Below are 19,220 nucleotides of genomic sequence, written 5' to 3' on the forward strand. Positions count from 1 at the left end.
ACTATAAAAAACAGGACGACGACATGCTTATGATCCTTAGCTGCGTAATGCTGGCTAGCTTTATCTATTTCTTGATGAGTAAGAAACTGTCTGCTCTCACAGCGCTGATTCTCATCCCGACCCTGTTCGCACTCATTGGAGGATTTCATGCTGAACTGGGTAAATATGTGATAGATGGTTTGCGCTTGGTTGCGCCCAATGGCGTGCTGATGATTTTCGCCATGCTCTACTTCCTGACGATGACCGAAGCTGGAATGTTTGATCCCCTGGTAGCCAGGATCGTAAGAGCCGTACGTGGTGACCCTGTAAGGATATTTATCGGAACCGTATTGCTCGCTTTCATCGTCGCGCTCGATGGCGACGGAGCAACTATTTACATGATTGTGCTTTCTGCGTTCCTGCCCATCTACAAACGCCTTGGCCTCTCACGCCCAATGGTTTGCTGCTTGCTACTGCAGGTATCAGGCCTGGGAAACATGGTGCCTTGGGGCGGGCCGACCGCACGCGCGGCCACCGCGATGCATGTCGATGTGGGCGAAATGTTCGTCCCAATGATTCCAGCAATACTCGCTTCCGTCGCTTGGACATTCGCCCTGGCTTATATGTTTGGGCGTCGCGAGAGAGTTCGCCTAGGGGGAGCCATTGACATCAATGGTGATTTCTCTGAACTGGGTGAGCATCGAGGTGCTGGAGGCTGGCGTTTCAACTTCAACTGGGCCCTTACGAGCCTACTGATCTTGGCGCTATGCCTGGAGCTGTTCCCCCTCAGTTACCTGTTTATGGTCGCGGCGTGCATGGCACTAATCGTTAACTTTCCTAGCCTTAAAGACCAGCAGGATCAACTGGCACTTCATGCACCGCCAATACTGGCAGTTTCCAGCTTGATCTTTGCAGCTGGCGTTTTCACCGGGGTACTCACCGGCACTGGCATGACAAAAACTGTTGCAACTGGATTGCTAGAAATCATTCCAGATAGTTTCGGCCCTTTCATGGCTCTGCTGACAGCGTTACTCAGTATTCCACTGACCTGGCTGGTTTCCAACGATGTGTTCTACTTCGGCATACTGCCTATCCTCGCAGATACAGCACAACATCACGGGATAAGTGCAATCGAGATGGCACGAGCCTCCTTGATCGGGCAGCCCGTGCACATACTCAGTCCGTTGGTGGCTTCGACTTACCTAGTGGTGAGCATGCTCAAGCTGGATTACGCCGAGAACCAGCGTTTTACGCTGAAGTGGTCTGTGGTAAGCAGTCTTATACTTCTCTGCGTTTCCCTCCTGACTGGGATTTTCCCTTTGTATGTTCGGTAAATCTATTGGGCTCAATTAACAACGCCGTAAGCGAAAAGGCTTGGTCTTTTACAGTTTCGGCTAAGAACTCATGGCCTGGAAATTATTTAGCCGACCTCCTCACGCAGATGGTGCAGAGCTCAATGTATCAATAGCAGAACAATAGGGGACAGACCCTGAGGAATCCCCACAAAATTCCCTTTTGCATCAGCTGGATAGCTTGAAAGAGCCTGCATGATTCGGGCAGTTTGGTAGTCGCCAAACAAAACAACTTCCGAGACTCATGCAGGCCGTACGATTTTTACACAAGTCACTTTCTCAAGCACTCCCAACCGTTCACGCTAAACGCCTTACCTCCTTGATGAGTTGTGTCGCATCTTTGCTTCGCGGTCATCGCTTAACGCTGACCAGCCTCGGTAGAAGCTTGCCCGGCAAGGCTTACGTCAAGCACTCGATCAAGCGCGTAGATCGTTTGCTTGGTAATCACCACTTACATCACGAACGGCCGTTGTTCTACTGGATGATGCTCAGGGCCTTGCTTGGCTCACTGCCTCATTCTGTGATCCTGGTGGATTGGTCGCCGATCAATGCTGCCTCTGATCTTTATTTGTTGCGCGCCTCTATTCCGCTCGCCGGGCGGGCGTTTCCAATTTACGAGGCAGTGCATGATCGGGAAGGATGTCCCAAGCGGCAGGGTCAACTGCTCGATGCCTTGGCGCTCATGCTCCCAGAACACTGTGTTCCGATTCTGGTGACTGATGCTGGTTTTCGGCGTCCCTGGTTTCAAGCCGTTGAGAGCAAAGGCTGGTATTACGTGGGCCGTGTGCGTAACAGGGATCTCTATCGCAATGAGTTAGGTCAGTGGCAACCAATCAAGCAGCTATACAAGCAGGCGACATCGGCCGCCCGATCACTCGGCTTGATCGAGATGACGCGCAGAGCCCCGCATCTCTTACCGCTTTATTGCGTGCACCAAACGCCCAAGGGGCGTAAGCATCGGCGGGTGAACGGAAGTATTGCCCGCAACAAAATGAGCCGACAGAACGCTCGACGTGAGCAGGAACCTTGGTTGCTGGCCAGCAACCTGCCACAACCACAATGGACGGCTCGCCAGATCGTTGGTATTTACCGCAAGCGGATGCAAATCGAGGAAGGATTTCGGGACGTGAAAAGCCTACGCTTCGGTTTTGCTTTCGACCTGCACCGCACGCGCTGCCCACGTCGCATTGAGATCCTGTTGCTGATCGTTGCGCTGGCCTGCTACATCTTGTATTTGGTAGGCCTGAGAGCTCGAACAACAGGTCAGGCTCGTCGTTTCCAAAGCAACAGTATCAAGCATAAAACTGTGCTGTCGCTCTGGCGAATCGGGCTCGAATACCTCGGGCGCTCAGAAAGTGATTTTTCCAATTCGGTACTTGCTGAAATGGAGCTACTGCTGCGTGATGAAGTGCGCCGCCAAGCTCTCCAACTGGAGTAGATTTGTGGGGATTCCTCAGGGGCAGACCACGTTTTATTCTAAACATCAGTCAGAAAACCGTGGTATGTCCCCTATTTACTCTTTGTTAGGCATGTGCCCCACAAACGTAGCTTCTACCCTTTTGGATACAAGCATGTACGGAACCCAAACTAAAACGACAAACAATGCTCGTAAAAATTCTTTTTTAGTTTCAGGGTCGAATGCAGGCCCGCTGTCAGGAATAAAAGTGCCAACCCAAACGTCAAGAGGAATAAAAACAACAGCCACGAGTGTTACGGTTATGAAAACCTTGGGGAATAAGTAGTGCTTAGAGAAAAACAAATAAATTAAATAAATATATACCATGACAATTGCAGAGTTATAAATTAGCTCTGCGATTAATAGCGGCCCCCAGAGTGGGTGGTATAGCTCTGTTCCAGGTGTTGTTAAAAAATTAAATGTACCATCTGTGAAAACAGGATAATACGAAGTAGCAAGCGTATGTGCTATGCGAAGAGGTGTAACGATTATGCCTAACCCTATAAGTACGAGCCAACCTTGCAAGCCTTTTAATACTTTGTCCTCTTGCATAACCTCTCCTTAGCTAGATAGATGACTTTATTAACAACGATTAGCTCAAGTTTTGATAGCGTAACGCAGGAACAATAAGAACAACAAGGGACAGACCACGCTTAATTCAAAATATCAGCTAGAAAACGTAGCCAGCCCCCTATTTACTATTTCTTAATACGATGCTCAACGAACTCGTAGTCAGCTTGACAGTCAGCGGAAGGGTCTTTAACCGTATTGACATACTTGATCGTATCGCTATCGATTACGGTGTAGAGATACACCTCTGCGGTTGGCACTCCATCAGTTTTCAACTCATTCTTTCCATCGATTGCTTTCCATCTGCCAACTTCGGTACTTATGGGTTTTGATTTATTTTTGTCAGCGTAAAACGAAATTTCAAATCGCCCGTCGGAAGTGAACTTTGAGTTCCATGCCAGAAACCGGCATTTCCCGCCTTGCTCCCTCATGCCTTCCCACTCACCAACGATCCGCTGATCCTGTAGCTCTTCAGCCTGTACAACGACAGGTGTAAGGCAAACACAAGCCAAAAAAGTAGCTAATACAAACTTGTTCATCGATAACTCCTTGTTATTGGGATTTCCCTGAGTGATGAATAGGGCACAGGCCACTGCTTAATCAAAGCCTCAGCTTGAGTAGCTTAAACGGCTTTTCTTCACTCCCTGCAACCCTAAACCAGAAAAACCGGCACATGGCCGGTTTTTTGTTCAGTTTCAGCTTATGAAGACAAGTACGAGGAGCGTGTCAGGCCCAGACGTAGCGCATCAAGGAAGGTGGTGCGCTCACGGGCTGTGATCTTGGCGCTGGCGACTTTGTCGCGGTAATGGGTCATCAGCTCTTCTGGCGACAAGTGCACGTAGCGCAGCATGTCTTCGATGGTGTCGTGGGTTTCGATCCCCGCGTGGTAAACACTGCCGTCCGGGTTCTGGTAGATATTCACCGAATCGGTATCGCCGAACAGGTTGTGCATATCGCCGAGAATTTCCTGATACGCACCCACCAGGAAGATACCCAGCAGGTAGTCTTCGCCCTCGCGCACTTCATGCACCGGCAAGCTGCTTTCGATGCTCTGCTCATCGACGTATTGACGAATCTTGCCGTCGGAATCACAGGTCAGGTCCTGCAGCACGGCACGGCGCAGTGGCTCTTCCTCGAGACGATTAAGCGGCAGTATTGGCAATACCTGGCCAATCGCCCAGGTATCCGGCAGGCTCTGGAATACCGAGAAGTTGCAGATGTATTTGTCGGCCAGCTTGTCGTTGAGTTCATCAAGCACCTGGCGATGCGAACGCTGGCGCGCCTTCATCGAGTTGTACAGGCGACGGCACACCGCAAAGTAGCACTGCTCGGCCAGGGCCTTTTCAACCAGGCCAATCTTGCCTTCGGCATACTGGCTGGCGACATCGCTCATGTAATGGGTGGCGCGCCAGTAGGTTTCGGTGGCCATTTCAAAATCAGTCGGCGCCAGCAGGTCCGCGAGGTAACCCACGGTTTCCGGAAGGCTTTGACGATCTTCGATCACCGGCACTTCATCATTGTGCTTTTCAACGTCGGTCACCTGCACCACCAGCATGGCGTGGTGTGCGGTCAGCGAGCGGCCGCTTTCCGAGAAGATATTGGGATGCGGCAACTCCTGCGCGTCGCAGAACTCCTTGAGCATGCCAACGACAACGCCTGCATAGTCGTCCATGTCGTAGTTGATCGAGCTGGCATTGCGCGAGTGGGTGCCGTCGTAGTCAACGCCCAGGCCGCCGCCAACATCGATGTGATCAACCGGCAAGCCAAGGCCACGCAATTCGCCGTAGTAACGAATCGCTTCCTTGAAGCCGTGTTGGTAGTCGGCCAGGTTGGCGATTTGCGATCCCATATGGAAGTGCAGCAGGCGGATACCCTGGTCCAGCTTGGCCTCACGGAAGCGCTCGACCACAGAAAGCAACTGGGCGGCAGACAAGCCGAACTTGGACTTTTCACCGCCCGTATCGGCCCACTTCGAAGACGCCAACGAAGACAAGCGCACACGCAGACCAATCTGCGGCGCCACCTTGAGCTCAGCGGCTTCATCGATCACCAGTTGAACCTCGGATTCTTTCTCGATGACGATAAACACATTGTGACCGAGCTTCTGGCCCATCAATGCCAACTTGATGAACTCGCGATCCTTGTAGCCGTTGCAAACGATGGTGCCGCCCTTTGGCGCCAGTGCCAGCACGGCCAATAGCTCAGGCTTGGAGCCGGCTTCAAGGCCAATGGCGACATCCTTGGTGGCGATGATGTTCTCGACCACCGCTTCTTGCTGGTTGACCTTGATCGGGTACAGCGCCATGTACTTGCTCTGGTATTCCAGGCGCGCGATGTTGGCGTCGAATGCACCGGTCAGCTGACGCACACGGTCTTGCAGGATATCCGGGAAGCGCACCAGCAACGGCAGGCTCAGGCCGCTGGCGCGCAGCTCGTCAACCTGCTGATAAAGATCAATCGGCGTGCTGTCGGGGCCATTGGGGCGCACTTCTACGCGGCCGCTGTCATTGATGGCGAAATAACCAGCGCCCCAATGACGAATTCCGTAAACGCTACGGCTGTCGGCAACCGTCCATTGGCTGCCGTCATCTTTACGTGTGCGTCGCGCAGACATTGAAGTCTCCCTTGCTTGCGATAGATAGCCCTGGCTGAGCCAGTGCCTCTACAGGTTAAAATCTGGAAATGACGATTTCTCAGTAGCTGACAAGCAACCTACCGAGCAAGTTTAGAATAGCCGCTTGGCTTAGCCGCCAGACTTCTTCGCTTTGAAACCGCGCTTTGTGAGTTCTTCGAGCAGCAACTCGACATGATCGCCCTGGATCTCAATCACCCCGTCTTTCAGCGAGCCGCCGCAACCGCAGCGTTTTTTCAGCGCAGAAGCAAGCTCTTTCAGGGGTTCTTCAGGCAGAGGCACACCGCTTACAGTGCTCACGATTTTACCGCCACGGCCTTTTGTTTCTCGGCGCACGCGGGCAATACCATCGCCTTCAGGGACTCGATTTTTTTTACAGATGCAGGCATCGACCGGCTGACTGCAATCCGGGCAATGCCGGCCTGTGTCAGTGGAATACACCAAACCGCTCAAGGCGGCGAATGACGAGGCTTTCTTGACCACCGGCTATCCTCTTTGGCAGGTCAGAAACGTGCTGGATGACAATCAATCCAACAGGTTTGAAAGCGATAGGCTGACAAGCGTCAACCGCGAAGCCCCACTCTGGCAGGGGCAGCGCACCACAACCCTTGGAATCCCCTGAATAACTACTGCGCTCGATATTAGGGCGTTAAAAACTGTTCAAAATGCTCATTTACAACACCTGAAGTCGAGCGCGACCCCGGTCGCTTTTTCACAGTTTTTGACTCGCTGGCACTCACCCTTCGGGCCAGCCTTTGGCTGTTACTCCCGTTGGTCGTTGCGCCTTGTCCTATCTTTGCTCGCAACCTTCTTCAGAGGTTCCCTTGGGCTGTGGTTTAAAGGGCGCGCAGTGTAACGAGAAAATTGCCGGATGCTAAGCATAAAAACGCGCCATTAATCGCTGATTTAGCGACGCTTACCGGCATGCGTTCAACATCGTGGACAGCCTGCCTGCATATCCTGAACAAAATCAGCCGGTAGCACGTAAAGGCTCAGCACCCGTTGTCTTGACGCTGCATTTCAAGATAGGCCCGCAAGGCCTGCAGTGAGTCTGGGCAGTAGTCCCTGACAACAGATTCGGCCAGAGCCTGCTCCACGCTTATAAACCGCGCCTCAAGTACTTCCTCCGGCTGCAGGATCAGCGGCGCGTCGGACACCGCCGAAAACACGGCGCACCACAATCGGTTGTCAGCCTGGTCAAAAAAGAAGCGCTGGCACTCACGCAATATGACCCCACCGATCCCCAGTTCTTCGTGCAGCTCACGGGCAGCCGATTCAGCGTAGCTTTCATCCGCCATGACCATGCCGCCAGCGGCTACATCCCAGTATCCGGGATACAGTGCCTTGCTCAACGTACGCCGATGCACGCAAAGCAAGCCTGCGGAGTTGAATAACAGGATAAAGGTCGCGCGACCAATCAGGCCGCGCTCTCGCAACTGCGCGCGGGGCAAGGCCCCGAGTTGACGGTCCTGCTCGTCAACCCAGGCGATTCGTTCCGCGTCTGAGGCCGCCCTGTGCGCGGCCTCGGCTTGCGAGATAGGCATCGATCAGCCCTGTGACAGCAGTTGGCGCAGGTCGATGATCCCGGCGTTGGCCCGTGAAATGTAGTTGGCCATGACCAGCGAGTGGTTGGCCAGCAATCCATAGCCGCTACCGTTGAGGATCATCGGGCTCCAAATGGGCTCTTGCGCCGCTTCCAGCTCGCGAATGATCTGACGCACGCTTACCGTGGCGTTCTTCTTGGCCAGCACATCGGCAAAGTCGACTTCCACTGCACGCAGGAACTGGGCAAGCGCCCATGCCTGGCCGCGCGCTTCATAGAACACGTTGTCGATCTGCATCCACGGGGTTTCGTAGGCGCTTTCGTCAACCTTGACCGCAGCTCCGGCGGCGACAAGATCTTGTTTGACGTCAGTGTTCAAACGTACCTGGCCGACACTTGCCGACAGCCGCTGCGACAGCGAACCCAGGCGTGTTGCGGCATCGCCCAGCCAGTTATTGAGGTTATCGGCACGGGTGTAGAACTGCGCTGCAGGCTTGGCGTCGCCCGCCAGGCGTGCGAGGTAGCGGTCCAGGGACTTGATGCCTTCGCGGTATTCAGACTCGGATGCAGGCAGTGCCCAGCTCTTGTTATCGAAGTTGAAGCGTGGCTCAGCCTTGGCCAGGTCAATGTCTTCGGTGGACTGTGATTGTGAGCGAGAAAAATCCTTGCGCATGGCGCGCGACAAGTCACGCACCTGTACCAGCACACCCAGTTCCCAGCTCGGCATGTTGTCCAGCCACAGGCCTGGAGGCGCGAGATCGTTGGACAGGTAGCCACCCGGCTTTTCGAGCAGGGTCGTGGCCACATATTTCAGGGTTTCGACTGTGGTGTAACCGTTGACCATCTGCCGCTGCGCATTTTGTGCGGCTGATTCGGCGTGCTGCTGCACAGGGAACTGCTCAGGCTCCTGGCTCCAGTACCAGCCAATGACCAGTGCCACCAACAGATAGATGCCAAGCAGCGTGCCAAATATCTTGGTCACCCAGCCTCCGCGAAAATAACTGCGTACGTTGCCGACTGAGTCGTCGACACTGTCACGCGCGCCAGTCGTGCGTTTCTTCCAATCCAGCATGGCAATGTCCTTCTTTGTACGGCGTTCGGTAGTTCGACCGCAACCTCAGGCAAGGGTTGCGCGACAGGTTTCCACTATAAGGGAAACGCGCAGCAATGCGCACCGTGAACCACAACCTTAGCATTGCACGCGGCGTTATACCCGCGCTCAATACCCTGAGACGCCAGCACCGGCTCAAAGACTGGTGCGCTGAACTGCAGGCCACTTGGCAATTTCCGGCAGCGTCATACTCCTGTAATGAAACCGCAATAACTTCATGGACTTACGGCAGATCGCAGCTGCTCGATTTTGCCCATACCGTTACGTTGTCGGTAGAGTCCTATGCGCCTTAAGTTCCTCACCAATCTCAATACCGCCCTGCTTGTTACTGCCTGCATTGCCTTGGGCGCGACACTCTGGTGGTCACAACACGCCCTTGAACGCCCCTATGCGCTGATGGAGCGCTACATGAATTTGTCTGAACGTTTCCAAAAAAACGTCAGCCGCAATATTTATGCTTACCTGCAAAGCGGCGATGCATTGCGCCACAGCGAAGCCCTTAAGGCCATTGATGAGCTGCAACCGGAGCTTGACCAGCTACCTGCAGCGCTCGCCGGCAACGTGCGCAACAACCTCGATGCGCTGCGTGACTTCAGTGCTGGCGAGCTGCTGGCCGCTGGCAAGCTGGCCGGTGATCCACAAGGCCTGCTGGTACAGGCCGAACGCGAAATGGCCAGCGCCCTGGAGCAACTCGCACAATATGCCGCCAGCGGTGATCCACAAGCGGCCAGTCGCTACCACGCACCGCTGTTCAATGCCTCGCAACACCTGCTCAAGCTTGCCCACGCCCGAAACAAAATGGTCGCCAGCGCCAACAGCGAACTGGCTGCCGACGTTGAGCGCGAACATCTGGCACTGGAGCAACAGGCCCAGATACTGGGCGAACTTCCCCTGCTGGGCATAAAAGAGAGCAATGAATCGGCCAGTGAGGGCTTTGCGGCCATGCTCGGGCTCGACACCGCCGACCAGCAAGGGCAGGCAGAGGATCGCGGCATCGGCCTGAAACGCGAGTTCTCCAGCCTGATCAAACGCTACCCGAACGAGCTCAAGAGAACGCTCAACCTGATCGAGCAACGCAATCAACTGAGCCAGGCCACTCGCACGCAAATCGACAACCTCAGCCAGGCCCTGAACGAACTGGAGCCCCTGGTCCGCGCCGAGCATGGCAAGATCCAGGGCGAAGTCCGGCTCTTGCAGGGGGCGATGATTGGACTGATCCTGTGTATTGCCCTGATCATCGATACCTTGCAGCGACGCCTGACCCGCGTGCTGACCTTGCTGGTTCCAGCGCTGTCGAACTGGGCACAGGGCAACTTTGCCACGCCGATCAAGCTCAACAACAAAACCCGCGAACTGGTGGATATCGAAGATTCGCTGAATCACTTGCGCAGCTACCTGGTCGAACTGGTTGGCACTATTCGCCAGCACGCCGAGCAAGTCGCAGGCTCAAGCCGAACCCTGGCCGACCTGAACGGCGGAATGCACCAGGGTGCCGAACGCCAAGCCGCGGACACCGCCCAGATTCGCGACGCACTGGGCAGCCTGGAGTCGACTATCGTCCAGGTTGCTGGTGACGCCAGCGACGCCGCAGATGCCAGCCGCAATGCCGACAAGGCCCTGGAGCAAGGCCAGCAGGTCATCAGCCAGAGTTTGTCCGGCCTGCATACTTTGGCCGGGGAAGTGCAAAACAACGCCCAGGCCATTGAGCGTCTGGCCGAGGAAACCACCACCATCGGCAATGTACTGACGGTTATCCGCGGCATCGCCGAGCAAACCAATCTGCTGGCCCTCAATGCCGCCATCGAAGCTGCCCGCGCCGGTGAAATGGGCCGTGGCTTCGCAGTGGTCGCCGAAGAGGTTCGCTCACTGTCGCAGCGCACCAGCGGCGCAACCGAACAGATCCAGGAATTGATCGCACGCCTGCAACAAGCGGCCAGGCACTCGGTCGATGCAATGCGCAGTCAACTGGAGCACGCGCAGGTCAGCGCCAACCAGGCGGCACAGGCGGATGGCGCACTGGATGAGATCGTCAGTTCGATTCGCACGATCACTGATATCGCCAATCGCATTGCAGCCGCTACAGCCCAGCAGAGTGGAGCCGTCAGTGAAATCCGCAGTCACAGCGAGCGAATCCACAGCCTCGGCGATGACAATTTGCAACGTATCGGCAAGGGCCGCGACCAGGGTAAGCAACTGCTCCAGCTCGGCGCGGAATTACGCACGGCAGTGGAAACCTTCAATTTATAGCCACTAGCCGCTGGATGCGTATATTTGTCGGACCAGCGCTGCACCTTGCCATCTGGACGTTTTGCGGCATTTCATCGGCCTGACAAAGCCGCTTACAGCTCAGTCGATGCCATCGCTTGCCCGGCTCCGCTATGATGGGCGGATACTTGTTTGTCGAGATTCACATGCGTCGCCTAATCAGTCTGATCCTGCTCATCATCGCAATCCCGGCCAGTGCCAGCCTGCTCGACAGCCGGCCCGCCCTCGCACCCATCGGCGCCGCGCTGAATAACAGCGCCGACTTTTTGCCCGTTCGCGAAGCCTTCAAGCTCAACCTGATCAGCAGCTCGGCCGATGGCGTTAAGCTACGCTTCGTCGCCACCGACGGTTATTACCTGTACAAGCACCGCTTCAAATTCAGCACCGAACCAGCCGATATCGGCCTCGGCGAGGCGCAAATGCCTGCCGGCGAACAGAAAACCGACGAGTACTTTGGCGAGGTCGAGGTTTACCACAACATTGTCGACGTGGACCTGCCGATCAGCCCGCCGACCGACCGCGCCTACACCCTCAATGTCACCTACCAGGGCTGCGCTGACAAAGGCCTGTGCTATCCGCCTGAAACCGAGCAGATCCAGATTGGTGGCGGCGCAGCGGCCAGCAGCGACACCCTCGGCGAAGCCACCGCCAGGTCCAGCTGGAAATGGACAGACCTGGCGCTGTTTTTCCTGGCAGGCCTGGGCCTGACCTTCACGCCTTGCGTGCTGCCGATGTTGCCGATCCTTTCTGGCGTGGTCTTGCGCGGCCGCCCAAGCAACCGTCGCGGCCTGGTGCTATCACTGGCCTACGTACTGCCAATGGCTGCCTGCTACGCAGCGCTCGGTGCATTGATGGGCCTGTTCGGCGCAAGCCTCAACCTGCAGGCCATGCTGCAATCACCTTGGGTGCTGATCCCATTCGCCTTGTTCTTCAGCCTGTTCGCCATTGCCATGTTTGGCATGTTCGAGATTCGCTTGCCGGCATTCATTCGCGAACGACTGGACCGCAAGGCTTCGCAAACCCAGGGCGGTTCGATCGCTGGCGCCGCCACCCTGGGCGTACTGTCCAGCCTGATCGTTTCGCCCTGCGTAACAGCGCCGCTGACCGGCCTGTTGCTCTATATCAGCAGCACCGGCGATGCCCTGGGTGGTGGCTTTCAACTGTTTGCCCTGGGCCTCGGGATGGGTGCGCCACTGGTACTGATTGGCGCTGGCGGCGGGGCATTGTTACCACGCAGCGGTGCCTGGATGAACGGTGTGCGCAACCTGTTCGGTGTGATGTTGCTGGCTGTTTCCATCTGGCTGCTTGATCGCTTGCTGCCAGGCCCTGTGACCTTGGCGCTGTGGGGCTTGCTGGCAGCGGGTTCGGCCCTATTTCTCGGCGCCCTGGAATTCAATGTCAAAAGTTCCAGAGGCAAGCTCGCGCAACTCGCAGGCCTTGCGCTGTTGGTCTATGCCTTGACTGCCTGGGTGGGCGCACTGCAGGGCCATGATGACCCGCTTCGCCCGCTCGGACGCATGCAACTGGGCAACACACAAATCACCTCAAGCGACCAGGCCCGGCATGGCAGCTGGCAAACCGTCACCAGCGGCGCAGAACTTGATGCCGCCCTGGCCGCCGCCAAAAGCAATGGCAAGCCCCTGCTGCTCGACTGGTATGCGGACTGGTGCATCAGTTGCAAAGTCATCGAGCGAGAAGTGCTCACCGATCCCAATGTCATGACCCGCTTGAACGACTATGCCTTGGTGCGCTTCGACATTACCGACAGCACCCCAGCTCAACGTTCGGTTTTGGATCGCTATTCTTTGTTCGCCCCCCCCGCCATTCTGTTTTTCGATAAAAACAGCGACGAATGGCATGACCTGCGCGTGGTGGGTGAAGTGGACGCCGAAACCTTCTCCGCCCGTCTGGATAAAGCCCGCGAACGCTTTTAGGTATCTCGGTCATAAAACTGGCGCAAACACCGGCTATCGTGCTGGCTACTGCATAGAACTAGACAGTCACGAGCCGACTCCGGCATAGTTCTGCGTGTGAAAACAACAAGGAACACCGAACATGGCGACCTTATTGGTCCTGCACGGCCCGAATCTAAACCTGCTTGGCACCCGCGAACCGGGCGTCTATGGCGCCACGACACTGGAACAGATCAACCTTGATCTGGAGCGCCGTGCCCGTGAAGCCGGGCATCACTTGCTGTACCTGCAAAGTAATGCCGAGTACGAGTTAATCGAGCGCATTCACGCTGCCAGAGGCGAAGGCGTCGACTTTATCCTGATTAATCCAGCCGCTTTCACACATACAAGCGTCGCATTACGTGACGCATTGCTGGCGGTGAGCATCCCATTCATCGAAGTGCATTTATCAAACGTGCACAAGCGCGAAGCATTCCGCCATCACTCCTACTTTTCGGATGTTGCTGTAGGCGTGATCTGCGGCCTTGGCGCCAGCGGTTATCGGCTGGCCCTGGAGGCTGCACTCGAACAACTTGAACGGCCCTGACCCAACTGGGAGTTGAAAAGCTATGGATATTCGTAAAGTCAAAAAACTGATCGAGCTGCTGGAAGAATCCGGCATCGACGAGCTGGAAATTCACGAAGGTGAAGAGTCGGTTCGCATCAGTCGCAACAGCAAGCAACCTGCTTATGCGCAGCAACCGGTGTACGCACCGGCACAGGCACCTGCCCCGGCTGCAGCACCTGCCGCGCCAGTTGCCGCTGAGGCCGCAGCGCCTGCAGCGCCAAAACTCAACGGCACCGTGGTGCGCTCGCCAATGGTCGGCACCTTCTACCGCGCGTCATCGCCAACCTCGGGTAACTTCGTAGAAGTGGGCCAGAGCGTCAAGAAAGGCGACATCCTCTGCATCGTTGAAGCGATGAAGATGATGAACCACATCGAAGCTGAAACCAGCGGCGTTATCGAATCCATTCTGGGCGAGAACGGCCAGCCGGTTGAATACGACCAGCCTCTGTTCACAATCGTTTGAACCGAGGAGAGCCAGCGATGTTGGAAAAAGTTCTAATCGCCAACCGCGGCGAGATCGCATTGCGCGTCTTGCGCGCGTGCAAAGAATTGGGCATCAAGACAGTTGCCGTGCACTCCACAGCTGACCGTGAATTGATGCACTTGGCTCTGGCTGACGAGTCTGTTTGCATCGGCCCTGCGGCCGGCACGCAGTCCTACCTGAATATCCCGGCGATCATCAGCGCAGCTGAAGTCACCGGCGCCACGGCGATTCACCCGGGGTACGGCTTCCTTGCGGAAAACGCCGACTTCGCGGAACAGGTGGAAAACTCGGGCTTTGCCTTTATCGGCCCAAAAGCCGAAACCATCCGCCTGATGGGCGACAAGGTTTCAGCCAAGGAAGCCATGATCAAGGCGGGCGTGCCTGTGGTACCCGGTTCCGACGGTCCGCTGCCTGAAGATGAAGAAACCGCCTTGGCGATCGCTCGCGAAGTAGGTTATCCGGTCATCATCAAGGCGGCAGGTGGCGGTGGCGGTCGCGGCATGCGCGTGGTCTACAAGGAAGAAGACCTGATCAAGTCAGCACGTCTGACGCGCAGCGAAGCCGGTTCGGTATTTGGCAACCCAATGGTTTACCTGGAGAAATTCCTCGGCAATCCGCGCCATGTGGAAGTCCAGGTACTCTCCGATGGCCAGGGCAACGCCATTCACCTCGGTGATCGCGACTGCTCGTTGCAACGCCGCCACCAGAAAGTGCTTGAAGAAGCACCGGCACCGTACATCAATGAGCAAGCCCGTGCCGAAGTGCTCAAGCGTTGCGTCGATGCCTGTATCGAAATTGGCTATCGCGGCGCCGGGACATTCGAGTTCCTCTACGAGAACGACAGGTTCTACTTCATCGAGATGAACACTCGCGTGCAGGTAGAGCATCCGGTGACTGAAATGGTGACCGGCATCGACATCGTCAAGGAGATGCTCAGCATCGCGGCTGGCAACAAGCTCTCGTTTACCCAGGACGACGTAGTGGTTCGCGGCCACGCGCTTGAATGCCGGATCAACGCAGAAGACCCCGATAACTTCATGCCCTGCCCGGGCAAGGTTAAGCACTTCCATGCACCCGGCGGCTTTGGCGTTCGCGTTGACTCGCACCTGTACAGTGGCTACACCGTACCACCGCATTACGACTCGTTGATCGGCAAGCTGATCACCTACGGGGCCACCCGTGACGAAGCCATGGCGCGCATGCGCAACGGCCTCGACGAGATGGTAGTCGATGGCATCAAGACCAATATCCCGCTGCACCGGATGCTGGTTCGCGACAAGGGTTTCAATGAAGGTGGCGTGAACATTCACTACCTTGAGAAGAAACTGGGCATGGACAAGCACTGATACCAGTGCCTGCATGACCGACCAGAACAAGGGCTGCCGTTTGGCGGCCCTTGTTGTTTACGCCGTTCTATATCTGGAAGCGCGCCAGCCCCTACAGTAAGCTTGCCCGCTCAAAAAGTTCACTTCTTTGCGTCTTCGAGGTTCCGCCATGCCCTGGTTACAAGTTCGTCTCGCCATCACTCCGGAACAAGCGCCGACCTATGAAGACGCCCTGCTTGAAGTGGGCGCAGTATCCGTGACCTTTATGGACGCTGAAGACAATCCGATTTTCGAGCCGGAGTTGAACACCACGCCCTTGTGGTCGCACACCCATTTGCTGGCTCTATTCGAAGCCGACACCTACGCCAACGCCCTGCTCGCTCATCTGGAGCTGCTCACAGGCGGCGCACTCCCAGAGCATCAGATCGAAGAGATTGCCGATCAGGATTGGGAGCGCAGCTGGATGGATAACTTCAAACCCATGCGCTTTGGCCAACGCCTGTGGATTGTTCCGAGCTGGACCGACGCCCCCGAGCCGGACGCAGTGAACCTGCTACTCGACCCCGGCCTGGCATTCGGCACGGGCACGCACCCCACTACCGCCTTGTGCCTTGAATGGCTCGACGGCCAGCCCCTGAAAGACTGCAATGTTATCGACTTCGGCTGCGGCTCGGGCATTCTGGCAATAGCTGCACTGCTGCTCGGCGCGCCACAAGCCGTGGGCACCGATATCGACCCACAGGCACTTGAGGCCTCGCGCGACAATGCCGGACGCAACGGCATCGACCCGGCGCGTTTCCCACTGTACCTGCCAGCCGATATGCCACAACAGCCAGCCGATGTAGTGGTTGCCAATATTCTTGCCGGCCCCTTGGTGAGCCTGGCCCCGCAAATCACCAGCCTGGTCAAACCCGGTGGTCGCCTGGCATTGTCGGGAATCCTCGCCGAGCAGGCTGAGGAGGTTCGCGCGGCCTATGCCGGTGACTTCGAGCTCGATCCAACCGCGACCAACGACGGCTGGGTACGCATCACAGGCGTGCGCCGTTAAACGCCTCGCCTATATGCAGCGCTATCTGTACTTGCGTTAGACTTGAGCCAAATAGCAGCAGAACCAACCCAATGTTCGACCGGACCGCCGCATGACCGAGAGTTTTGTCACCCAGTGCCCACAATGCCAGACCAGCTTTCGCGTGAACGCCACGGAATTGGCTGCGGCGCACGGTGCGGTCCGTTGCGGCGCCTGCCTGAATGTCTTTAATGCAGCCCAACAGCTGCAGCGCCTGGGTCATATCATTGCACCGGCGACCAGCAAAGCGGTCACTGGCGAAAAAACCACTGCTGCTACCAAACCCGCGCCACCCGAACCGCCCAAGACCAAGGAGCCTGGAGACACCCTGTGGATTCATGACGACCTTGACCTTGACGAGCTGGACCTGGACGAAGAACTGGCCAAGCTAGAAGAGCGCGAGCAACAAATCTCGCAAGAGATTCTCAACCTTGAGCGCAGCACCCACTTCAGCTCTGTATTCGCCTCACCGCCGCGTGACACACAGGTGGAGCACGATGAGCGCTGGGCAGAAGAACTGCTGCGTGAAGATGAAGCCAAGGCAGACGAAAAACCTGCACTCGCCTCCTTGGGCCTGAAACAACAAGACACCCGCAACAGCCCGCCGCCAGCGACCCAGCCCTTTGCGCAACAACCTGTGGCGCCACAACCAATAGAGCGCGAACCTGAGCTGAAACTGACCGACGCTGATTTCGGCGCAACCGACGGCGAAGCGGCAGAACCACCGCTCCAGGCCGAACCGCTGCAACGCGATGAGCCGCCCCTGAGCGACATGGATGATGACACCGACGAACCGCAACCCGCGCCTTTTATCCCCCTGGCGGTTTCTCGCCATGAGCCCAATGTTGGCCACAACAAACTGTTTGAACTTGAAGACGAACCCGTCGAGTTCGAGTGGCAAAAGCCCGGACCGTCCTGGGGCCGGATTATTGGCTGGGCAATCCTGATAGTGCTGGCTGGCGCGGCATTGGCCGGCCAGTATGTTGCCTACCATTTCGAGCAGTTGGCGCGCCAAGACCAGTACCGCCCGTTATTTGAGCAACTGTGCCCGAAAATTGGTTGCGAACTGCCATCAAAAGTCGACATCAGCATGATCAAGAGCAGCAACCTGGTGGTGCGCTCTCACCCCGAGTTCAGCGGTGCGTTGGTGGTCGATGCAATCATCTACAACCGTGCGGCCTTTTCGCAGCCCTTTCCGCTGCTGGAAATTCGCTTCGCCGACATCAACGGCAAACTGCTTGCCAGTCGTCGCTTCACCCCTGGTGAATATTTGGCAGGCGAAATCGCAAGACGCACCGAAATGCCCCCGCCAACCCCGATCCACATATCGCTGGATATCCTTGACCCAGCCGGCCAGGCGTTTAACTACAGCCTGAGTTTCCACTCGCCGCAATAGCTTGATCCCGACCACAAAGGTACGGCTTATCGCCCTCATAACCCTTGGCGATAAGCTGGCAACTGTTCAGATTTTGTTAAAACCAGCCTTTATCCGGTCATCCAGAGCAGGTATGATTCTCCCCCTTTTTCGCCGTCTCCTATTTGTCTCATCAGCTAGTCTCTTGAGCAGGGAACCCTATGTCGACGTTACGCATCGGCCCGTACACACTGCCGAACCAGTTGATCCTGGCGCCTATGGCCGGAGTCACTGACCAACCATTTCGCAAGCTCTGCCAGCGCTTGGGCGCGGGCATGGTGGTATCTGAAATGGTCACCAGCGATGTGCGGTTGTGGAATACGCGTAAATCAAGCCTACGCTTGATCCATCAGGATGATCCCGAGCCACGCTCGGTGCAGATCGCCGGTGGTGACCCGCAGATGCTTGCTGACGCGGCTCAGCGGAACGTCGAATTGGGCGCCCAGATAATTGATATTAATATGGGGTGTCCGGCGAAGAAGGTCTGTAACAAGGCGGCAGGTTCTGCGCTACTGAAAGACCAAGACCTGGTGCGTGAAATCTTGCATGCCGTGGTCGGTGCAGTCGATGTGCCGGTCACCCTGAAGATTCGCACCGGCTGGGATAGAAACAACAAGAACGGCGTAGAGGTGGCAAAGATTGCCGAACAAGCCGGGATTGTCGCGTTAGCGGTACATGGTCGCACCCGTGCGGATCTTTATACCGGTGACGCCGAATACGACACAATTGCAGCGATTAAACAGGCGGTTTCAATTCCGGTGCTGGCCAATGGCGACATCACCAGCCCGGAAAAGGCCAAGGCAGTGCTTGCTGCAACTGGAGCGGATGGACTACTGATAGGCAGGGCAGCTCAAGGGCGACCCTGGATATTTCGCGAGACCGATCATTACTTGCGTACAGGCAAAAAAATGCCGGCACCAAGCCTGGTCGAAGTAGAAAGCATTTTGCTGGAACACCTTGGCGCACTGCATGCCTTCTATGGCGAAGTGATGGGCGCTCGAATCGCCCGCAAGCATGTGGGTTGGTATCTAGCAACTCTGCCAGGCGCCAGAGAGTTTCGCGCCGAGTTCAATCGCCTTGAATGTACGGACGCACAGTGCGCCAACGTTCGCCAGTATTTCCGCGAACGGCAAAATGATGGAGATGGGGTGGCTGCATGACGATGTTGACCGAGACTTTAGGAAGTGGAATTGCACCTGTGAGTGACAACACCAGTTTGAAACAGCACCTCAACACGCCAAGCGAAGAAGGGCAAACCTTACGCGGCAATGTTGAGAAAGCGCTGCATAACTATTTCGCCCACCTTGAGGGCGCGGATGTCTCTGACGTATACAACCTGGTATTGACCGAGGTTGAGGCGCCACTGCTAGAAACAGTGATGAACTACGTCAAAGGCAACCAAACCAAGGCATCCGAACTGCTCGGCCTGAATCGCGGCACCCTGCGCAAGAAGCTCAAGCAGTACGACCTACTCTAATTTCTTCCTCTCAAAAAGGGCGACCT

17 protein-coding genes are annotated in these 19,220 nt (G+C 56.3%); 11 read left to right on the forward strand and 6 right to left on the reverse strand.

From position 1 onward, the window contains the following. The first annotated feature begins 23 nt into the window (after positions 1-23). Positions 24-1,313 carry a CitMHS family transporter gene (locus PSES9_RS0114980; RefSeq protein WP_010488235.1) on the forward strand — a complete coding sequence of 430 codons (1,290 nt, stop codon included), beginning with the start codon at positions 24-26 and terminating at the stop codon, positions 1,311-1,313. Positions 1,314-1,575: 262 nt separating this feature from the next. Then, positions 1,576-2,769 carry an IS4 family transposase gene (locus PSES9_RS0114985; protein WP_029529579.1) on the forward strand — a complete coding sequence of 398 codons (1,194 nt, stop codon included), beginning with the start codon at positions 1,576-1,578 and terminating at the stop codon, positions 2,767-2,769. A gap of 75 nt (positions 2,770-2,844) precedes the next feature. Here PSES9_RS0114985 and PSES9_RS0114990 read toward each other — a convergent pair whose 3' ends face one another. The 6 genes from PSES9_RS0114990 to PSES9_RS0115015 form a co-directional block, all read right to left on the reverse strand. Further along, on the reverse strand, positions 2,845-3,339 hold the full coding sequence (locus PSES9_RS0114990) for a DUF2569 domain-containing protein (protein WP_010488237.1): 495 nt from the start codon (positions 3,337-3,339) through the stop codon (positions 2,845-2,847). Positions 3,340-3,485: 146 nt separating this feature from the next. Then, entirely contained in the window at positions 3,486-3,896 is a 411-nt protein-coding gene (locus PSES9_RS0114995) for a hypothetical protein (RefSeq protein WP_010488238.1), read from the reverse strand. Between the two features lie 161 nt (positions 3,897-4,057). Continuing rightward, complete coding sequence (gene speA / locus PSES9_RS0115000) at positions 4,058-5,971, reverse strand: arginine decarboxylase (RefSeq protein WP_010488246.1); 1,914 nt, start codon at positions 5,969-5,971, stop codon at positions 4,058-4,060. A gap of 129 nt (positions 5,972-6,100) precedes the next feature. Then, complete coding sequence (locus PSES9_RS0115005; RefSeq protein ID WP_010488248.1) at positions 6,101-6,472, reverse strand: translation initiation factor Sui1; 372 nt, start codon at positions 6,470-6,472, stop codon at positions 6,101-6,103. Positions 6,473-6,981: 509 nt separating this feature from the next. Beyond that, a complete protein-coding gene (locus PSES9_RS0115010) occupies positions 6,982-7,533 on the reverse strand; it encodes an NUDIX hydrolase (protein ID WP_010488254.1) in 552 nt (183 codons plus the stop codon). Between the two features lie 3 nt (positions 7,534-7,536). After that, the gene (locus PSES9_RS0115015; protein WP_010488256.1) at positions 7,537-8,604 is read right to left on the reverse strand and encodes a DUF2333 family protein; all 1,068 of its coding nucleotides are present in this window, start codon (positions 8,602-8,604) and stop codon (positions 7,537-7,539) included. A gap of 1,518 nt (positions 8,605-10,122) precedes the next feature. Here PSES9_RS0115015 and PSES9_RS25720 point away from each other — a divergent pair. From PSES9_RS25720 to fis, 9 genes are all read left to right on the forward strand, one after another. Continuing rightward, the gene (locus PSES9_RS25720) at positions 10,123-10,890 is read left to right on the forward strand and encodes a methyl-accepting chemotaxis protein (RefSeq protein WP_443216057.1); all 768 of its coding nucleotides are present in this window, start codon (positions 10,123-10,125) and stop codon (positions 10,888-10,890) included. 164 nt (positions 10,891-11,054) lie between these two features. Continuing rightward, positions 11,055-12,842 carry a protein-disulfide reductase DsbD gene (locus PSES9_RS0115025; protein ID WP_010488259.1) on the forward strand — a complete coding sequence of 596 codons (1,788 nt, stop codon included), beginning with the start codon at positions 11,055-11,057 and terminating at the stop codon, positions 12,840-12,842. 121 nt (positions 12,843-12,963) lie between these two features. Beyond that, the gene (gene aroQ / locus PSES9_RS0115030) at positions 12,964-13,407 is read left to right on the forward strand and encodes a type II 3-dehydroquinate dehydratase (protein ID WP_010488261.1); all 444 of its coding nucleotides are present in this window, start codon (positions 12,964-12,966) and stop codon (positions 13,405-13,407) included. 22 nt (positions 13,408-13,429) lie between these two features. After that, entirely contained in the window at positions 13,430-13,891 is a 462-nt protein-coding gene (gene accB / locus PSES9_RS0115035) for an acetyl-CoA carboxylase biotin carboxyl carrier protein (RefSeq protein ID WP_010488263.1), read from the forward strand. A gap of 17 nt (positions 13,892-13,908) precedes the next feature. Next, positions 13,909-15,258 carry an acetyl-CoA carboxylase biotin carboxylase subunit gene (gene accC, locus PSES9_RS0115040; RefSeq protein ID WP_010488265.1) on the forward strand — a complete coding sequence of 450 codons (1,350 nt, stop codon included), beginning with the start codon at positions 13,909-13,911 and terminating at the stop codon, positions 15,256-15,258. A gap of 148 nt (positions 15,259-15,406) precedes the next feature. Continuing rightward, the gene (gene prmA, locus PSES9_RS0115045; RefSeq protein ID WP_010488267.1) at positions 15,407-16,285 is read left to right on the forward strand and encodes a 50S ribosomal protein L11 methyltransferase; all 879 of its coding nucleotides are present in this window, start codon (positions 15,407-15,409) and stop codon (positions 16,283-16,285) included. Between the two features lie 91 nt (positions 16,286-16,376). Continuing rightward, positions 16,377-17,699, forward strand: a complete 1,323-nt coding sequence (locus PSES9_RS0115050; RefSeq protein WP_010488269.1) for a DUF3426 domain-containing protein — start codon at positions 16,377-16,379, stop codon at positions 17,697-17,699. A 179-nt stretch (positions 17,700-17,878) separates the two neighbouring features. Then, positions 17,879-18,877: a tRNA dihydrouridine synthase DusB gene (dusB, locus tag PSES9_RS0115055; protein ID WP_010488271.1), complete on the forward strand. Its 999-nt coding sequence runs from the start codon at positions 17,879-17,881 to the stop codon at positions 18,875-18,877. After that, the gene (fis, locus tag PSES9_RS0115060; protein WP_010488273.1) at positions 18,874-19,194 is read left to right on the forward strand and encodes a DNA-binding transcriptional regulator Fis; all 321 of its coding nucleotides are present in this window, start codon (positions 18,874-18,876) and stop codon (positions 19,192-19,194) included. Before dusB ends, fis begins: the two co-directional genes overlap by 4 nt. The last annotated feature ends 26 nt before the right edge of the window (positions 19,195-19,220 follow it).

This window comes from Pseudomonas sp. S9 (assembly GCF_000222125.1).
GTDB lineage: Bacteria > Pseudomonadota > Gammaproteobacteria > Pseudomonadales > Pseudomonadaceae > Aquipseudomonas > Aquipseudomonas segetis.